Raw genomic sequence first — 279 nt, 5'->3', positions numbered from 1 at the left:
CTACAAGGTCAATGACCGCGGCATCGGCAGCGATATTAGGATGTTCGTTTTCAATTTCAATCAGACCGATCACGTCTGCTTCCATGCCCAGAATAGCGGCAATGATTTTAGTGCGCTGGCGGGTGAGCTCTTCTGCCGTATCCGCGCCACGACAATTCATGTTGCCAGCAGGACCACAAATGTTTGAACCAGTGTCAATAGTCACAAAATAGTTGAGCACGTTCAGGCTGGCAATGCGGATTTCGCCTTCCACGAGCGATGGCGCGGCTGGGCGTGGAT

Annotated in this window: 1 protein-coding gene; it reads right to left on the bottom strand. The window is 52.3% G+C overall.

Annotated elements, in window-relative coordinates; translation table 11 throughout:
- On the bottom strand, positions 1 to 253 hold a 253-nt coding region (locus FQ664_RS25915), incomplete at its 3' end, for a hypothetical protein (RefSeq protein ID WP_144175854.1).
- Positions 254 to 279: the final 26 nt, after the last annotated feature.

The organism is Pseudomonas persica (assembly GCF_900291015.1).
GTDB lineage: Bacteria > Pseudomonadota > Gammaproteobacteria > Pseudomonadales > Pseudomonadaceae > Aquipseudomonas.
This window is presented reverse-complemented; position numbering and strand designations above follow the sequence as displayed.